This window comes from Luteimonas salinisoli (assembly GCF_013425525.1).
Taxonomy (GTDB): domain Bacteria; phylum Pseudomonadota; class Gammaproteobacteria; order Xanthomonadales; family Xanthomonadaceae; genus Luteimonas; species Luteimonas salinisoli.
This window is the reverse complement of sequence record NZ_JACCKA010000039.1, coordinates 33,225-49,277: the sequence shown is the minus strand read 5'-3', so window position 1 is coordinate 49,277 and position 16,053 is coordinate 33,225. Positions and strand designations below refer to the sequence as shown.

The 16,053-nt window shown below is 71.6% G+C and carries 12 protein-coding genes and 2 pseudogenes; 11 read left to right on the top strand and 3 right to left on the bottom strand.

Translation table 11 applies throughout. The annotated features are described in order from the left end of the window. From dprA to H0E84_RS05455, 11 genes and pseudogenes are all read left to right on the top strand, one after another. Positions 1–985, top strand: a 985-nt coding sequence (gene dprA / locus H0E84_RS05500) for a DNA-processing protein DprA (protein WP_180677632.1), incomplete at its 5' end; no start/stop codon positions are given. 31 nt (positions 986–1,016) lie between these two features. After that, positions 1,017–1,490, top strand: a complete 474-nt coding sequence (locus H0E84_RS05495; RefSeq protein WP_180677631.1) for a DUF494 family protein — start codon at positions 1,017–1,019, stop codon at positions 1,488–1,490. Positions 1,491–1,631: 141 nt separating this feature from the next. Continuing rightward, positions 1,632–2,183 carry a DUF4339 domain-containing protein gene (locus H0E84_RS05490; RefSeq protein WP_180677630.1) on the top strand — a complete coding sequence of 184 codons (552 nt, stop codon included), beginning with the start codon at positions 1,632–1,634 and terminating at the stop codon, positions 2,181–2,183. 173 nt (positions 2,184–2,356) lie between these two features. Beyond that, positions 2,357–4,900, top strand: a complete 2,544-nt coding sequence (locus H0E84_RS05485) for a DNA topoisomerase I (RefSeq protein WP_180677629.1) — start codon at positions 2,357–2,359, stop codon at positions 4,898–4,900. 127 nt (positions 4,901–5,027) lie between these two features. Further along, positions 5,028–5,594, top strand: a complete 567-nt coding sequence (gene tsaC, locus H0E84_RS05480) for an L-threonylcarbamoyladenylate synthase type 1 TsaC (protein ID WP_180677628.1) — start codon at positions 5,028–5,030, stop codon at positions 5,592–5,594. A gap of 345 nt (positions 5,595–5,939) precedes the next feature. After that, positions 5,940–9,581, top strand: a pseudogene (gltB, locus tag H0E84_RS05475) (glutamate synthase large subunit); the annotation flags it as partial. Positions 9,582–9,743: 162 nt separating this feature from the next. Further along, positions 9,744–10,610, top strand: a pseudogene (locus H0E84_RS20795) (GltB/FmdC/FwdC-like GXGXG domain-containing protein); the annotation flags it as partial. A 133-nt stretch (positions 10,611–10,743) separates the two neighbouring features. Beyond that, on the top strand, positions 10,744–12,222 hold the full coding sequence (locus H0E84_RS05470; protein WP_180677626.1) for an FAD-dependent oxidoreductase: 1,479 nt from the start codon (positions 10,744–10,746) through the stop codon (positions 12,220–12,222). Between the two features lie 63 nt (positions 12,223–12,285). Beyond that, positions 12,286–13,080: a DUF4124 domain-containing protein gene (locus H0E84_RS05465; RefSeq protein WP_180677625.1), complete on the top strand. Its 795-nt coding sequence runs from the start codon at positions 12,286–12,288 to the stop codon at positions 13,078–13,080. Then, positions 13,077–13,730: a DUF4124 domain-containing protein gene (locus H0E84_RS05460; RefSeq protein WP_180677624.1), complete on the top strand. Its 654-nt coding sequence runs from the start codon at positions 13,077–13,079 to the stop codon at positions 13,728–13,730. Before H0E84_RS05465 ends, H0E84_RS05460 begins: the two co-directional genes overlap by 4 nt. A 173-nt stretch (positions 13,731–13,903) precedes the next feature. Then, complete coding sequence (locus tag H0E84_RS05455) at positions 13,904–14,449, top strand: YaeQ family protein (protein WP_180677623.1); 546 nt, start codon at positions 13,904–13,906, stop codon at positions 14,447–14,449. A gap of 140 nt (positions 14,450–14,589) precedes the next feature. Here the strand turns inward: H0E84_RS05455 and H0E84_RS05450 are convergent, their stop codons facing one another. From H0E84_RS05450 to H0E84_RS05440, 3 genes are all read right to left on the bottom strand, one after another. Beyond that, positions 14,590–14,841, bottom strand: a complete 252-nt coding sequence (locus tag H0E84_RS05450; RefSeq protein WP_180677622.1) for a hypothetical protein — start codon at positions 14,839–14,841, stop codon at positions 14,590–14,592. A gap of 41 nt (positions 14,842–14,882) precedes the next feature. Next, entirely contained in the window at positions 14,883–15,152 is a 270-nt protein-coding gene (locus H0E84_RS05445; protein ID WP_180677621.1) for a glutaredoxin family protein, read from the bottom strand. A 313-nt stretch (positions 15,153–15,465) separates the two neighbouring features. After that, complete coding sequence (locus tag H0E84_RS05440; RefSeq protein ID WP_180677620.1) at positions 15,466–15,909, bottom strand: hypothetical protein; 444 nt, start codon at positions 15,907–15,909, stop codon at positions 15,466–15,468. Positions 15,910–16,053 lie beyond the last annotated feature (144 nt).

Sequence of the window (16,053 nt, the reverse complement as noted above, 5' to 3'; positions counted from 1 at the left end):
GGCGCAGGTCCGCGCCCTGGACGGCGGCACGGACGCCGATGCGCGCAGCCGCGACTGGCTGGCACGGCCCGGCCACCACCTGCTGGGCTGGCACGACCCGGACTACCCGCCCCTGCTGCGGGCCGCCCCGTCCCCGCCCCTTGCCCTGTTCGTGGCCGGCGACCCGATGCTGCTGTGGCATCCGGCGGTGGCCGTGGTGGGCAGCCGTTCGCCCAGCGCCGGCGGCCGCGACAACGCGCGCGCGTTCGCCCACGCGCTGGCGGCATCGGGCCTGGGCGTGACCAGCGGGCTGGCGCTGGGCATCGACACCGCGGCGCACCTGGCCGCACTCGCGGCCGGCGGCCCCACGGTCGCGGTGCTCGGCAGCGGCATCGACCGGCCCTATCCGCGCACCAACGCGGCGCTGCACGCGCGGATCGCCGAGGCCGGCGCCGTCGTCAGCGAGCACCCGCCCGGCACCGGGGCGCTGCGCGAGCACTTCCCCAGCCGCAACCGCATCATCGCCGGGCTGTCGCTGGGCACGCTGGTGGTGGAGGCGGCGCAACGCTCCGGCGCGCTGATCACCGCCCGCCAGGCCGCCGAGGCCGGGCGCGAGGTGTTCGCGGTGCCGGGCTCGATCCACAACCCGGTGGCGCGCGGCTGCCACCGGCTGATCCGCGACGGCGCCGCCCTGGTCGAGCGCGCCGACGAAGTGATCGCCGCCCTGGCGCCGCTGGCCGCCGAGCTGGGCCAGGCCTTGCGCCGCCGCCTGGACGCCCCCAGTTCCGTGTCCGGGGCGCCTGCGCGGTCGCCCCGCGCCGCTCCGGACGCCGACGATCCCGACTACTACCGCTTGTGGCAGGCCCTCGGCCATGACCCAACCGGTATGGATCCGCTGGTCGAACGTACCGGATTGACGATCGCGCGGCTGTCCTCCATGCTGCTGGTCATGGAGCTTGAGGGCTGGATCGTGGCCGAACACGGCCGATATTCCCGCAAATCCTGAAACAAGCGCCCGAGGGCGCAGGCCGGGGGCAATGAAAGAGAGCATTCTGGACGTCCTGCTCTACCTGTTCGAACACTACTTCACCGACGAAGCGGACTTGCTCCGCGACCGCGACTCGCTCCAGACCGGCCTGCTGCAGGCCGGGTTCAGCCCCGCCGAGATCAGCAAGGCCTTCGACTGGCTCGACGGTTTGGCCGAGCAGCGGCCGGGCCAGGCGGCGACACGCACGGACGGGCCGATCCGGGTCTATGCCGGACCCGAGCTGGACAAGCTGGACAACGACGGCCGCGGCTTCCTGATGTTCCTCGAGCAGCATGGCGTGCTCGACGCCGCCCAGCGCGAGCTGGTGCTGGACCGCGCCATGGCGCTGGACCAGGAGGAGCTGGACCTGGACGACCTGAAATGGGTGGTGCTGATGGTGCTGTTCAACCAGCCCGGCAGCGAGGCCGCCTACGCCTGGATGGAGACCCAGATGTTCGCCGACGAGCCCGAACCCGTCCACTGAACCACCGCCCACGCGTGGACCACCGCCCCCGTCGTAGAGCGGAGCTTGCTCCGCTACGCGGGCGCCGGAGCCGGGAGCAGCGGAGCAAGCTCCGCTCTACGGGGACGACGCGACAGGGCGCTTCCCGCCTTTCCACCAACGATGGACCGCATGTACGACACGCAAGGACGCGACCGGGACCCGGCGCCGTGGCACTACGCCGATCCCCAGGGCAACCATTTCGGTCCGTACCCCGCCGCGGCCCTGGTGCGACTGTTCCAGTTCGGGCACATCCGCCCGGAGACACCGGTCTGGCGCGGGGATCCGGGCGAGGCGAGGCCGCTGCGCGACTGCACCGCGACCTTCCAGATCGGGCCCGGCAGCCGTATCCGGCTGGTTCCGCCGCCCCCTGCCCCTCCCGGCCATGCCCCGGCATCGGTTGGCGCCGCTGAGCCGGCACCCTTGGCGCGCGCGCACGTACCGCACGGCTGCGACGCGGAGTGCGCCCCCGAGTCTGGCCCCGCCACCACTGCCGCGGCTTCCCGCTCCGACCCGACCTTGGTCGGGGAGTCCGACCCGCTTCAGGCTTCGGGCGCCCGGACGCCCGGCCCGGCCGCCGCGCCGGGCCCCGTATCGCGGCGCCGGATCCTGGCGGCCGCGATCGTTGCCGCCGTGCTGGCCGTGACCGCCGTCGCGCTGCGTTTCGCCACCTGACCGCAAACCGGCGACAATGCGCCGCTCGCGCCGGCCGTTCGCTTGACAGCGCACGGCTTGGCATGATTCCTGTAATAAGGTGAAAACCTGAACGCCCGGGGCCGGTCCCCGGGCGTCCGCGTCTGCAACGCCCCTCTCGCAAGGCGCCGCCACCGGCGCCCGGAAACCCCTAGATGGCCAAGAACCTCCTCATCGTCGAGTCGCCCGCCAAGGCCAAGACGATCAACAAATATCTCGGCAAGGACTTCCAGGTCCTGGCCTCCTATGGCCATGTCCGCGACCTGGTGCCGAAAGAGGGCGCCGTCGACCCCGCGCACGGTTTCCGCATGCGCTACGACCTGATCGAAAAGAACCAGCGGCACGTCGAGGCCATCGCCAAGGCCGCCAAGGGGGCGGAAGGCATCTACCTGGCGACCGACCCGGACCGCGAGGGCGAGGCGATCAGCTGGCATATCGTCGAGATCCTCAAGGAACGCGGCCTGCTCAAGGACAAGGACCTGCACCGGGTGGTGTTCACCGAGATCACCCCGCGCGCCATCAAGGAGGCGATGGCCAATCCACGGCAGATCGCCGGGGCGCTGGTCGACGCGCAGCAGGCGCGCCGCGCCCTCGACTACCTGGTCGGCTTCAACCTCTCGCCGGTGCTGTGGCGCAAGGTGCAGCGCGGGCTGTCGGCCGGGCGGGTGCAGTCGCCGGCGCTGCGGATGATCGTCGAGCGCGAGGAGGAGATCGAAGCCTTCGTCGCCCGCGAGTACTGGAGCATCGAGGCCGACTGCGCGCATCCCTCGCAGGGCTTCACCGCCAAGCTCAACAAGTTCGACGGCAAGAAATTCGAGCAGTTCACCATCACCGACGGCGAGACCGCCGAGGACGCGCGCGCGCGCATCGTCGCCGCCGCCAATGGCGTCCTGCACGTCACCGACGTGGTCAGCAAGGAGCGGAAGCGGCGCCCGGCGCCGCCGTTCACCACCTCCACCCTGCAGCAGGAAGCCGCACGCAAGCTCGGCTTCACCACCAGCCGCACCATGCGCGTGGCGCAGAAGCTCTACGAGGGCGTGGCGATCGGCGACGAGGGCACGGTCGGTCTGATCACCTACATGCGTACCGACTCGGTGAACCTGTCGGCCGACGCGCTGACCGAGATCCGCGACGTGATCGCCCGCGACTTCGGCACCCGCTCGGTGCCGGACAAGCCGAACTTCTACCAGACCAAGTCGAAGAACGCGCAGGAGGCGCACGAGGCGATCCGACCGTCCTCGGCACTGCGTACGCCCTCGCAGGTGGCGCGTCATCTCGACGACGACGGCCGCCGCCTCTACGAGCTGATCTGGAAACGCGCCATCGCCTGCCAGATGGTGCCGGCGATCCTCAACACCGTCTCGGTCGACCTTGCCGCCGGCAGCGAGCACAGCTTTCGCGCCAGCGGCACGACCGTGGTGTTCCCGGGCTTCCTGGCGGTGTACGAGGAGGGCAAGGACCAGAAGGCCGCCGAGGACGAGGACGAGGGCCGCAAGCTGCCGCTGATGAAGCCGGGCGAGCGCGTGCCGCTCGAGCGCATCAACGCCAACCAGCACTTCACCGAGCCGCCGCCGCGCTTCTCCGAGGCCTCGCTGGTCAAGGCGCTGGAGGAATACGGCATCGGCCGTCCCTCCACGTACGCCTCGATCATCCAGACCCTGCAGTTTCGCAAGTACGTGGAACTGGAGAGTCGCCGCTTCCGGCCCACCGACGTCGGTCGCGCCGTCTCCAATTTTCTCAGCAGCCATTTCACCCGCTACGTCGACTACGACTTCACCGCCAGGCTCGAGGACGAGCTGGACGCGGTATCGCGCGGCGAGGAGGAATGGGTGCCGCTGATGGAGAAGTTCTGGGGGCCGTTCAAGGAGCTGGTGGACGACAAGACCGAGTCGGTCGACCGCAGCGAGGCCACCGGCGCGCGCGAACTCGGCACCGACCCGAAGACCGGCAAGCCGGTCAGCGTGCGCCTCGGACGCTACGGGCCCTATGCCGCGATCGGCAGCACCGCGGAGGACGCCGAGGACAAGCCCAAGTTCGCCTCGCTGCGCCCCGGCCAGAGCATGCACACCATCACCCTGGAGGACGCGCTGGAGCTGTTCCTGATGCCGCGCCAGCTGGGCCAGGACAAGGGCGAGGACGTCAGCGTCGGCATCGGCCGGTTCGGGCCGTTCGCCAAGCGCGGCAGCGTGTACGCCTCGCTGAAGAAGGAGGACGATCCCTACACCATCGAGCTGGCGCGGGCGGTGTTCCTGGTCGAGGAGAAGGAGGAGATCGCCCGCAACCGGATCATCAAGGAGTTCGAGGGCAGCGACATCCAGGTACTCAACGGCCGCTACGGGCCGTACATCAGCGACGGCAAGCTCAACGGCAAGATCCCGAAGGATCGCGAGCCGGCCTCGCTGACCCTGGAGGAAGTGCAGAAGCTGCTGGAAGAGACCGGCAAGCCTGCGCGCGGGCGCTTCGGCAAGAAGGCGGCGAAGAAGGCCGCGCCGGCGAAGAAGGCCGCCGCCCAGGCTGCGCCCGCGAAAAAGACGGCGAAGAAGGCCGCGAAAAAGGGCACGAAGAAAACCGCGAAGAAGACGGCGAAGAAGACCGCCGGCAAGGCTGCGAAGAAGACCGCCGCGAAGAAGGCCGTGGCAAAGGACGCGCCGCGTTCGCGCGCCACGGAAGCTCCAGGCGCCGACGACGCGCCGTTCTGACCGCAGCGGCCCGCGATTCGCTCGCTTTCATCGACGTGGGAGCGAGGGCAGTCGCGGCACCGCCGCCTGGTGCGGGCGTCGCGACTGCCGTCGCTCCCGCGATGGGCGGCCGTCGTAAGCTTGAGCGATGAGCGCGCACGCCACCAACGACACCGACGAGACCGCGGCGGCCCTGCACAGGGGCGCCGTGGTCGCCTACCCCACCGAGGCGGTCTGGGGCCTGGGGTGCGACCCGATGGACGAGGACGCCACCCTGCGCCTGCTCGCGCTCAAGCAGCGCCCGGTCGACAAGGGGCTGATCCTGGTCGCGGCCGCGGTGGAGCAGTTCGCGCCCTACGCCGACTGGTCGGAGCTGCCCGAAGCGCGCCGCACCGCGGTGCTGGCGAGCTGGCCCGGCCCGCATACCTGGATCGTCCCGGCGCGCGTGCGGACGCCCGGGTGGATCCGCGGCAACCACGCCGGCATCGCACTGCGGGTGAGCGCGCATCCGCAGGTCGCCGCACTGTGCCGGGCGTTCGGCGGCGCGATCGTCTCCACCAGCGCCAACCGCGCCGGCGCGCCGCCGCCGCGCACGCTGTCCGGGCTCGATCCCGGCCTGCGCGATGGCGTCGACATGGTGCTGGAAGGCCAGACCTCCGGCCTGGAACGCCCCACCGCCATCCGCGACGCCCTGAGCGGCGCCATCCTGCGCTGAGCGACGCGGCACGCAGCACCCTGAATCGCCGCCGGCCCAGACGGAGCCTGCCGCGGCCTTCGCGGCCATAAGCCGCTCCTGCAGGCATGCGGGCAGTGGGCTCCCCGTTGCGCACAGGCGGACGATCCCCGCGCAACCTCGCGGGGCGCGGGCGTTTCCATTGGCGAACGGTTGCCGCTGCAACGGATTTTCCGTGCAGTCATCCGTTGCCGCACTGCACAAACTGTGATCTATTCGAAGGTCCGCGGATGCGTCGCAGGCGCCGGTGGCCACAGCCGAAGGGCTGGGTATGCCGCGCCCCGCCACGATCCCCGCGGCTTCCACCCACCGTCACGGCGAGACACGATGCGGGCATTCCCGGATCGGGGCCTGTACGACCCCGACAGCGAACGCGACAACTGCGGCTTCGGCATGATCGCCCGGATCGGCGGCGCGGGCGACCGCGCGCTGGTCGAGACGGCGCTCCAGGCGCTGGCGCGGATGCGCCATCGCGGCGGCGTGAACGCCGACGGCATGAGCGGCGACGGCTGCGGCGTGCTGCTGTGCGGCGCCGGCGCGTTCGTGCGCCTGCTGGCGGAGGAGGCGGGCATCGCGGTGCACGCCGGGACCTGCGCCTCGGGCCTGGTGTTCCTGCCCCACGACGGCGACCAGTCCGCAGCCTGCCGCGCGCGGCTGGAAGAGGAAGTGGTACGGATCGGTGCGCGCCTGGTCGGCTGGCGCGAGGTGCCGGTGGACCCCGACGCCTGCGGACGGCAGGCGCGCGAGGCGATGCCGCGCATCGAGCAGGTCTTCATCGAGCGCGATGGCCCGGACGACGACGACTTCGAGCGCGCGCTGTACCTGGCACGGCGCCGCTGCGAACAGGCGCTGGCCCCCGACCATCCCGACTTCTACATCGTCAACCTGTCGGCCAAGCTGCTCGGGTACAAGGGCATGGTGCTGCCGGACCATCTGCCGCAGCTGTACCCGGACCTGGCACGCGCCGAACTGGCCGCCAGCGCGGTGGTGTTCCACCAGCGCTTCTCCACCAACACCCTGCCGCGCTGGGCGCTGGCGCACCCGTTCCGGCGCCTGGCGCACAACGGCGAGATCAACAGCATCGAGGGCAACCGCCGCTGGGCGCTGACCCGCCGCAACGTATGGCGCTCGAAGCTGCTGGACATCTCCGAGTTCCCCGCGCCGGTGACCATGCACGGCTCCGACTCGCAGAGCCTCGACAACATGCTCGAGTGGCTGCTGCTCGGCGGCATGGACCTGCTGCAGGCGATCCGCATCCTGATGCCGCCGGCCACCCAGTCGCTTGAGTACAAGGACGCCGACCTGGCCGCGTTCTACGAGTACTACTCGATCAACTCCGAGCCCTGGGACGGCCCCGCCGGCGTGGTGATGTGCGACGGCCGCTACGCCGCCTGCACCCTGGACCGCAACGGCCTGCGCCCGGCGCGCTGGACGCGCTCGCGCGACGGGCTGTTCCTGATCGCCTCGGAGGCCGGCGTCTGGGACCTGCCGGCCGAGCAGGTGCTGGCCAAGGGCAAGCTGGGACCCGGCGAGATGATCGCGGTGGACCTGCAGCAGGGCGCGCTGCTCGACAACGACGCCATCGACGCGGTCAACCGCGCGCGCGCGCCGTACAAGCAGTGGCTCAAGCAGGGCATGACCTACCTGCAGACCGAGCTGATCGACCCGGCCCTGACCGACGCGCCGTTCACCGCGGACACCCTGCTCGGCTTCCAGAAGCTGTTCCAGCTCAGCCGCGAGGAGCAGGAATCGGTGCTGCGGCCACTGGCCGAGACCGAGCAGGAGGCCACCGGCTCGATGGGCGACGACGTGCCCATGGCGGCGCTGAGCCAGCGCGTGCGGCCGCTGTACGACCATTTTCGTCAGGCGTTCGCGCAGGTCACCAATCCGCCGATCGACCCGCTGCGCGAGGACTGCGTGATGACGCTGGCCACGCAGATCGGCCGCGAGGGCAACCTGTTCGAGGACGGCCCGGAGCTCGTCGACCACGTGCTGCTCAACTCGCCGGTACTCTCGCAGCGCAAGCTCAACCAGCTGATCGCGCTGCCGCGCTTCGCCGAACACTATCGCTACCTGGATCTGTATTTCGACGCCGGCGTGCCCCTGCAGGACGCGCTGCTGCGGCTGCGCGCGCAGGCCGAGGCCGCCGCGCGCGAGGGCGTCGAGCTGCTGATCCTGAGCGACCGGCGCCCGCGCCGCGGCGCCGCCGCGGTGCACGCGCTGCTGGCCACCGGCGCGATCCACCAGCACCTGGTGCGCACCGGGCTGCGCTGCGACGTCAATCTGATCATCGAGACCGGCACCGCGCGCGACCCGCACCACTTCGCCTGCCTGATCGGCTACGGCGCCACCGCGGTGTACCCGTACCTGGCCTACCAGACCCTGCACGCGCTCGGCCGGCGCGGCATCCTCGGCGGCAAGACCAGCAACGAGCCGCCGCAGATCGGCCGCAGCTACCGCCGCGGGGTGAAGAAGGGGCTGCTGAAGATCCTGTCGAAGATGGGCATCGCCAGCATCGCCAGCTACCGCGGTGCGCAGCTGTTCGAGATCGTCGGCCTCGACGACGACGTGGTGGCACTGTGCTTCGAGGGCACGCCCTCGCGCATCGGCGGCGCCGGCTTCGCGCGGCTGGAGGCCGACGCCCGCCATCTGGCCGAGCTCGGCTGGGACGACAACGCCCTGCCCGAGCCCGGCGGCCTGCTGCACTACGTGCACGGCGGCGAATACCACCAGTTCAATCCCGACGTGGTGCAGTCGCTGCAGCGCGCGGTGCTGACCGGCGAGCGCGACGACTGGAAGACCTACGCCGGCTTCGTCGACGGCCGTGCGCCGGCCTCGCTGCGCGACCTGCTGCGCCCGCGCGCGGCGGCGCAGCCGCTGCCGCTGGACCAAGTCGAGCCGGTCTCGGCGATCGTCAAGCGCTTCGACTCGGCGGCGATGAGCCTGGGCGCGCTGTCGCCCGAGGCGCACGAGGCACTGGCGATCGCGATGAACCGGCTGGGCGGGCGCAGCAACTCCGGCGAAGGCGGCGAGGATCCGGCGCGCTACTTCGACGAGCGCCGCAGCAAGATCAAGCAGATCGCTTCCGGCCGCTTCGGCGTGACCCCCGAGTACCTGATCAACGCCGAGGTGCTGCAGATCAAGATCGCGCAGGGCGCGAAACCCGGCGAGGGCGGGCAGTTGCCCGGCAGCAAGGTCGACGCGCTGATCGCGCGGCTGCGCTACGCCAAGCCCGGCATCGGGCTGATCTCGCCGCCGCCGCACCACGACATCTATTCGATCGAGGATCTGGCGCAGCTGATCTTCGACCTGCGCCAGGTGAATCCGCGCGCGCTGATCTCGGTGAAGCTGGTCGCGCACGCCGGCGTCGGTACCATCGCCGCCGGGGTGGTCAAGGCCGGTGCCGACCTGATCACCGTGTCCGGCCACGACGGCGGCACCGGCGCCAGCCCGCTCGGCTCGATCCGCTACGCCGGGGTGCCCTGGGAGCTGGGCCTGTCGGAGGCGCGCCAGGCGCTGCAGTACAACGGCCTGCGCGGCCGGGTGCTGCTGCAGACCGACGGCGGCCTGAAGACCGGGCTGGACGTGGTCAAGGCCGCCCTGCTCGGCGCCGACACCTTCGGTTTCGGCACCGCACCGATGATCGCGCTGGGCTGCAAGTACCTGCGGATCTGCCACCTCAACAACTGCGCCACCGGCGTGGCCACCCAGGACGAGCGCCTGCGCGCGAACCACTTCAAGGGGTTACCGGAGCGGGTGGAGTGCTTCTTCCGCAACGTCGCCGAGGACGTGCGTGAGCAGCTCGCGCTGCTCGGCGCTCGCTCGCTGGACGAGATCGTCGGCCGCACCGAACTGCTGGAGCAGGCCATCGACAGGCCGCGCGAGCACGTGCGCATCGATCTGTCCCGGCTGCTGCAGCGCAATCCCGCCCACGCGCGGCGCTTCGACCCTGAAGAAACCGCGGCGCGCACCGCGCCGGACGCGGCGGCCGGCAATCCGGAGCCCGACCCGGAGCCGGATGCGCCGATTGGCCGGAACGGGGCAGATCCAGGCGAGCGACCGGCGAGCGGCGACGCCGAACGCAACGCCAGGGCGAGAGCCGCGGCCGAGCAGGACGCGCTCTACCCTGGCTACGCCAGCTACGGCGCCGGGGCCGGCTGCGGGGTGGCGCTGCGCGCGCCGGTCGACGGCCTGGCGCTGCGCCTGGATGCCGATCTCGCTCACGCGATCGAGCAGGCCACCGGTGGCGAACACGCCTACCCGATCCGCAACACCGACCGCGCCATCGGCGCGCGCCTCTCCGGCGCCATCGCCCGCCACCACGGCAACACCGGCATGGCCGCCGCGCCGATCGCCCTGCACCTGACCGGAACCGCCGGGCAAAGCTTCGGCGCCTTCAACGCCGGCGGCCTGCACATGACCCTGGAAGGCGACGCCAACGACTACGTCGGCAAGGGCATGGCCGGTGGCTGCCTGGTGCTGCGCCCGCCGGCTGCCGCTGGATACGCCTCGCAGGACACGCCGATCCTCGGCAATACCTGCCTGTACGGCGCCACGGGCGGGGAGCTGTACGCCGCCGGCCGGGCCGGCGAGCGCTTCGCGGTGCGCAACTCCGGCGCGGTGGCGGTGATCGAAGGCGCCGGCGACCACTGCTGCGAATACATGACCGGCGGCGTGGCGGTGGTGTTGGGGCGCACCGGGCTGAACTTCGGCGCCGGCTTCACCGGCGGCCTGGCCTACGTGCTGGACCTGGACCGCGACTTCGTCGACCGCTACAACCACGAATTGATCGACATCCTGCGGGTCTCGCCCGAGGGCTTCGAGAACTATCGCCAGCACCTCACCGGCCTGATCGCCACCCACGCGCGCCTGACCGGCAGCCGCTGGAGCGCCTGCCTGCTGGAGGAGTTCCGCGACTACGTCGGCAAGTTCTGGCTGGTCAAGCCCAAGGCCGCGAGCCTGGAGGCGCTGTCGGAAGATCTGCGGAGGGCGGCATGAGAGCCGGAAAACGGGAATCGGGAATCGGGAATCGCAAAGGCCCCTGCGCGCGAGGCGGATCGCCGCCACCCGCGTGGGCCGCACGACCCCGATCGCCCACCCATTCCCGATTTCCCATTCCCGATTCCCGTCCATGAGCAAGAAACAAGCATTCCAGTTCCTCGACCTGCCGCGCGAGATGCCGCGGCGGATCCCGCTGGCGCTGCGCACCGGCGGCGACTGGGGCGAGCTGTACGGCAAGTTCGCGCACGAGGAGGCCGCGCACCAGGCCGGCCGCTGCCTGGACTGCGGCAATCCCTACTGCCAGACCGGATGTCCGGTGCACAACTACATTCCCAATTGGCTGCGGCTGGTGGAGGAAGGGCGGATCCTCGAGGCCGCCGCGCTGTGCCACGAGACCAATCCGCTGCCGGAGATGTGCGGCCGGGTCTGCCCGCAGGACCGCTTGTGCGAGGGCGTGTGCACGCTTGAGGACGGCTTCGGCGCGGTCACCATCGGCGCGGTGGAGAAGTACATCGTCGACACCGCCTTCGCCCAGGGCTGGCGCCCGGACCTGTCCAAGGTGGTACCCAGCGGCAAGCGCGTCGCGGTGATCGGCGCCGGGCCGGCGGGGCTGGCCTGCGCCGACCGGCTGGCGCGCCGCGGCATCGCACCCACGGTGTTCGACCGCTACGAGCAGATCGGCGGCCTGCTGCAGTTCGGCATCCCCAGCTTCAAGCTCGACAAGGCGGTGATCGCCACCCGCCGCGAGGTGCTCGAGGGCATGGGCGTGCGGTTCCGCTTGGGCACCGAGATCGGCACCGACGTGTCGCTGGACGAATTGCTGGAACAGTTCGACGCGGTGTTCCTCGGCCTCGGCGCCTACCGGTACACCGACGGCGGCCTGCCCGGCCAGGACCTGCGCGCGGTGCTGCCGGCGCTACCGTTCCTGGTGCAGAACGGCCGCATCGTCACCGGTCTCGACCCCGAAGGCCGGCCCATCGCCGGGTGGGAGGACCAGGTCCAGATCCCCGACCTGCACGGCAAGCGCGTCGCCGTGCTGGGCGGCGGCGACACCGGCATGGACTGCGTGCGCACGGCGGTACGCCTGGGCGCGGCCGGCGTGAGCTGCGTGTACCGCCGCGACGAAGCCAACATGCCCGGCTCCGCGCGCGAGGTGGCCAATGCGCGCGAGGAAGGTGTGGAGTTCCTGTTCAACCGTCAGCCGCTGGCGGTGGAAAGCGATGGCGACGGCAACGTCGCCGGCGTGCGCGCGGTGGCCACGCGCCTGGGCGAGCCCGACGCGCGCGGGCGGCGCCGGGCCGAGCCGGTGCCGGGCAGCGAAGCGACGATCGCCGCCGAGGTGGTGATCATCGCCTTCGGTTTCTCGCCGGAACCGCCGACATGGCTGTCCGGGCACGGCGTGGAGGCGGCGGCCAACGGCCGCATCGCCGTCGGCGGCCCCGGCCGCCTGCCCTACCAGACCAGCCATCCGAAGCTGTTCGCCGGCGGCGACGTGGTGCGCGGCGCCGACCTCGTGGTGACCGCGGTCCAGGAAGGCCGCGACGCCGCCGCGGCGATCGCCCGCCTGTTGGCGGTCGACAACGGCCATTCGGCGCTGGACGCGGCCTGAACGCAGGCCCCCGCTCCGGTCGCACCGCTGGGCACGCGCCGTGGCTCGCGGCATGATGGCGGCATGCGTCCCTGGCTACCGCCGCTGCTCTCGCTGCTGGTCCTCGCCCTGCCGTCCGCCGCGCCGGCGCAGGACGACGACGTCACGATCTACCGCTGCGTCTCCAGCGACGGCAGCCTGACCATCGGCAATACCCCCTGCGACGACGACGACGCCACCCAGCAGGTGCGCACCATGCTGCGCCCGCAGGACGCGCCGCCGCGCCCGCCGTCCGCCCCGTCCACCCTTTCCGAGCCCGCGCCGGTGCAGGTGATCGAGCGCCACGTGAGCACCGTGCGCGAGCCCCGGCCGATGTACGAATGCATCACCCCCGAGGGCGACCACTACACCAGCGACGACGGCGAGGGCAATCCGCGCTGGGTGCCGCTGTGGACCCTGGGCTACCCAGGAGGCAGCTACCATCGTCCGCCCTCCGGTTCGCCGCCGCCCACCGCGCGGCGCGGCGTCACTTTCGTCGACAACCGCACCCGCATGCCGCCGCCGGCCAACATCAGCATCCCGCCTGCGCACGACCGGCCGCGGCCTTCCCCCGACACGCGGCCCGGCCCCGGGCGGCCGGTGCCGCCGCGCCCCGGCCACGGCTACGACTACGGCTACGGCTATGGGCAGGGCGGCGGCACCTGGATCCGCGACGAATGCGTGCGGCTGCCGCAGCGCGAGGTGTGCGACCGGCTGACCGACCGCCGTCAGACCATCCGCCGTCAGGTTTTCAACGCCCAGCAGACCGAACGCCTGCGGCTGCGCGAGGAAGAGCGAATGATCAGCGCACGCCTGGCCGAGGACTGCGGGATCCGATGAGGCGCCACCTGATCACGGCCGCCGCGCTGCTGCTGGCGGTGCCGGCCGCCGCCCAGCAGACCATCGTCATCTACCACTGCACCGACGCCGGCGGCGCGGTCACGGTGCAGAACGACGCCCCGTGCCCGGCGGGTACCACCCAGCGCACTCGCGAGATCGATCCGCCGCCGCCGCTGCCCGCCTACGTGCCGATGGCGCCGCCGCCGGAGCCGGCTGCCTCCACGCTGGTCCCGCTCGCGCCGCTGACCGCCGGCGAGCGCCCGCCCGACGACCCGGCGGCAGTGGCCGCCCGGGCCATCGACCTGCGCTCGCTGCCGCCGCCGCCGCTGTACCAGTGCGTCACCTACGACCAGAACCGCTACTTCACCGCCGACGCCGAGCCGCAGTCGCGCTGCCAGCCGATGCAGACCGTAGGCATCGGCGGCCTGCAGGGGCTGGGCGCCGGCGCTGCCTGCATCCGCGTCGTCGACACCTGCGCGCCGGTGCCGGAACAGGCGCTGTGCGAGGCGTGGCGCGCGCGGCTTGACGAGGCCGAGTTCCGCTTGAAATTCGCACGGGGCCACTACGACACCCGCGCTCGCCGCGATGAATACGCGGCGCTCGAGCGGACTCTCGACGCCAGCACCTGCGCCGGCGTCGGAGACCGCTGACGCCGGCCGGGGCGCCCCCCGGCTACGCCCCTCCAGCAAGACCGGGATGTCCCGGCAGCGGCACGGCGATTCCCCCACCCGTAGCGCACCCGGCACCGCCGACACGCGCCCCCAACCCGGCCTGGAACCGCGGACCCCTACAATGGCCCGCCACCCCACCCGGGCACGCCGCCATGGCCGCCAACGCCACCGTCGTCAAAGCCGAACTCCAGGTCAGCGACATGGACCGGCACTACTACGCCACCCACAACCTCACCCTGGCCCAGCACCCGTCGGAAACCGACCTGCGGCTGATGGTGCGACTGGTGGCCTTCGCCCTGTACGCCGACGACAGACTGGAGTTCGGCCGCGGCCTCGGCGACGAGGACGAGCCCGCCCTGTACCGCCGCGCCTACACCGGCGAGACCGAACTGTGGATCGACATCGGCCAGCCCGACGAGACCCGCATCAAGAAGGCCAGCGCCCGCGCCGGCCAGGTCGTGGTGATCAACTACGGCGGCCGCGCCTCGGACATCTGGTGGGAGAAGATCGGCAGCGCCCTCACCCGCCTGAAGAACCTCACCGTGCTCGCCCTGCCCGAGGATGCCATCGAGGCGCTGCCGGAAATCGGCGAGCGCGGCATGCGCCTGAACGCGCTGATCCAGGACCGCGAACTGCAGCTGATGGGCGACCGCGGCAGCGTGGCGATGCGGCCGGTGGAGCGCATGGTGCCGAGGTAGCCGGCGCAAACCCCTGCGACTGCATCCGCCCAAGGGGTCTGCCCCCAGGCGGCACCGCCACCGGAGTCGTCAGTGGATACCGGTCCACGCTGGGCGCAGGGGCCGCGCGCAGCCCCATCGCCTTCGGCTCGTGCTTCAGTTCATCGCTTCCTGGTGCCGGGCAGGCGCCCCGTGACGGTGCCCACCACCGCCAACACCAGGGCCACGACGAGGATGAGCGGCCGATACCTGGCGGCGAACTGCTCCGCAACCGCCTTCCCGCAGTCGTAGCCGGCCGAGAACGTCTCGCTGTCCGGACACTCGGCGTTGAACGAAACGACGATCCCGGATCCTGCGAGCGCAACAAAAGCGAATGCCGCGAACCAAAGAAAACCGAACACCAATCTCCGCATACACCCCCCTCGCTGCCTGAACTTCAAAAGTCGCCCGACGGCTACCGCCGCCTTCGGAACTGCCGCGCCACGATCTCCGGATCCGGCCGCATGCTGGCGCGCCCGGCTACCTCGACGACAGGCAAGGCATAGCCCCGCTCGCCCGCCAGCGACGTGCCGTCGAACTTGTCGTGGAAGAAGCCGCTCGCGTCGGGATAGTCGATGTCGACGTAGGTGACGGGCACGTTGCTGGCGCGCAGGGACGCCAGGGTCCGTCGGGTATAGCCGCAGTTGTCGCGTCCGTAGACCACCACGGTGTCGCCGGACGGCACCTCGAAACTCGCCGCCGTCGGCGCGCCGTCGGCGCGCCGTCGACGTGCGCTGCCGCGTTGCCGCTGAAATGGCGCCAGGCACCGAACGCAGCCAGCAGCGCCAGCAGGACGAGAACGGAGTTTCGTGACATGGCCTACTCCCAGGATTCTCGATGGACCCATGCGCCGCGACCTGCGTTTCCCGCGAGTACCGCTGCTCCGAGAACGAGCGCCGGCCGCATTCCGATCCCCGTCACGGGCGCCCGACGCCAGCATTGAGCCGCGCCGCACAGCGGCGTCGGATCGAACGAATCGTCGGCAGCCGGATGCGCATCTACGCGGCCCGCGTCCGGCGGCATTCCGGGTGCTCCGGGCACGCCCAGGTCGGCTCCGTACCCCGTTCGCCGTGCTTCACCATGGCTGTGCCGCAGACCGGGCACGTCGGGGCGATCTCGCGCGGTACGGCATCCGCCTGGCCTGCCGGGGCCGGGGCGCTCGAACCTGCGTCGCCCGCGGCCTGGGCTTCGCGCTGACGACTGCGCGCCACCAGGAAGTTCCCCAGCGCCGCAAGCCACAGGACCGCCAGCGCGATCCACGCCAGCGGGACCAGCACACCGCCGTCGACGGCGGTGCGCAGGCCGGCCAGCAGCGGGCCGTCGCCGGTGGCGAGTGCGGGCAGGCCGTGGCGGATCGCGGCGTAGGCCAGCACGCCGAGCACCCCGGCGAGCGGCCACGGCAGCCGCGCGAACAGGTCGAAGCCGCGCCCTTTGCGGGCCATGTTCCCCCCTGGGATCACTTTGCTCTGCGGCCAAAATACGCCGACCGGGCCCCGGGTGCCAGTTTGCCCCGTGGCGGCGCGTGTGCCCTACACTCGCGGCAGCAGCTCGCCCTGCCCGGCACTTTTTCCCGCCGCCGCGGCGGG